This window comes from Microbacterium sp. CCH5-D1, from assembly GCF_001557335.1.
Lineage (GTDB): Bacteria > Actinomycetota > Actinomycetes > Actinomycetales > Microbacteriaceae > Microbacterium > Microbacterium oxydans.
Genome location: NZ_LSJW01000093.1, coordinates 1 through 1,567, shown reverse-complemented (window position 1 = coordinate 1,567; position 1,567 = coordinate 1). Strand labels below are relative to the sequence as shown.

The following is a 1,567-nucleotide window of genomic DNA, read 5'->3' as shown; positions in this document are numbered from 1 at the left end:
CATGTGTCCGGCGTCCCGCCGATCAGCCTTGATGTCGACGACGCCGGACACATGTACCTCGCCACTCCGTCCGCGCGGATCGTGCTCGCCGCCGACGGTACGGAGCTGAGCAGGGAGGCGCAGGTCGCCGATCGTCCGCTCGTCGCGGTCGCACCGGACGGCACAGCCCTGTGGTGGGGCGGACGACCGCAACCGAGCGACGCGCAGGGCGTGATCGTCGGCGGCTCATCCGACGCGCGAGCGGCGATCGAGCGTCGGATGAGGTGCACCGACATCCCGAGCGACGGCACGCTCCGCTCCGGTGACGCCCTCCGTCTGGGCAACGCCTCCGGAGAGCATCCGCTGCCGTTCCTCTGTGGCGCGAATGCCGCCGTCTGGGCGGGCGACTCCTGGGTGGTCGCAACCGGCGGCGAAGGCGATGGAGTACTCGTCCGGCTCAGGCCCCCTCTGGACACGCGCCTCTAGACACGCGCCTCTGGACACGGTGTCGTCGACACCCTAGGCTCGACGACGCACCGGGAGGATCCCGGGAAGTCCGAGCGGAAGGAGCCGAAGACATGAACACCGTCTTTGTCGCGCTCTCCGCCGACCACCTTCCCCTCGAGGCCACCCGCTCCTGATCCTGGTGTGGCCTCCTGCTCCCGGAGCCACATCGTGTCTGATCTCTTCGCTTCCTCGGAAGCCGCGTCCTTCGACGCACCATCCTCTTCTTTCGACGCCTCTTCCTTCGACGCCCTCGAGACCGAACTAACCTTCGCCGACGTCGTTCCCGGCGAGGGGCAGCGCTGGACCACGTGGCCGGCGGTCACCCCTTCCGAGCGAGGTCCTGAACCCCGGCCCGCATGGATCGTGACCTCGGCCGGGGCGCTCGACACGGAGCGAGGCATCCTCAAGACCGGCAAGGAAGCCGACGTGTTCCTGCTCGAACGCGCGGTGCCTGGCGACCCGACGCAGCACAGCCTGCTCGCCGCCAAGCGATACCGCAGCGCCGAGCACAGCAGCTTCCACCGCTCGTCGATCTACACGGAGGGCCGCAGCACCCGGAACACCCGCGATACGCGCGCGCTCGCACGGAAGTCGGTCCACGGCCGGGAGGTGGCCGCAGCGCAGTGGTCGTTCGCCGAGTTCGAGGCGCTCTGCCGGATGTGGGAGCTCGGCGCACCCGTGCCGTACCCGGTGCAGGTGAACGGAACCGAGGTACTGATGGAGTTCCTCGGCACCTCCGACGGCACGGCCGCGCCCCGCCTCGCCCAGGTGCGCAGCGATCGCGCCGAGCTGCAGGGCTTCTACGCGCAGACGGTCGACCTGATGCGGACCTTCGCCGCAGCCGGCTTCGCGCACGGCGACCTGTCGCCCTACAACCTGCTGGTGCACGAGGGCCGGGTGCGCGTGATCGACCTGCCGCAGATCGTCGACATCATCGCCAACCCACAGGGGCTCGACCTGCTGCACCGCGACTGCAGGAACATCTGCGAGTGGTTCACCCGGCGACGCGTCGACTGCGACCCCGAGGAGCTGTTCGCCGAGCTGCTCGCCGCCTCCTACACCTGACACGCCCCGCCCGCCC

General features: G+C 69.8%; 2 protein-coding genes. Both read left to right on the top strand.

The features are described from left to right. A partial coding sequence (locus AX744_RS20575) for a hypothetical protein (RefSeq protein WP_197429165.1) occupies window positions 1-465 on the top strand: 465 nt, incomplete at its 5' end. Between the two features lie 189 nt (window positions 466-654). After that, window positions 655-1,551, top strand: coding sequence for a serine protein kinase RIO (locus tag AX744_RS06380; RefSeq protein ID WP_061015900.1), 897 nt, complete (start codon window positions 655-657; stop codon window positions 1,549-1,551). Window positions 1,552-1,567 lie beyond the last annotated feature (16 nt).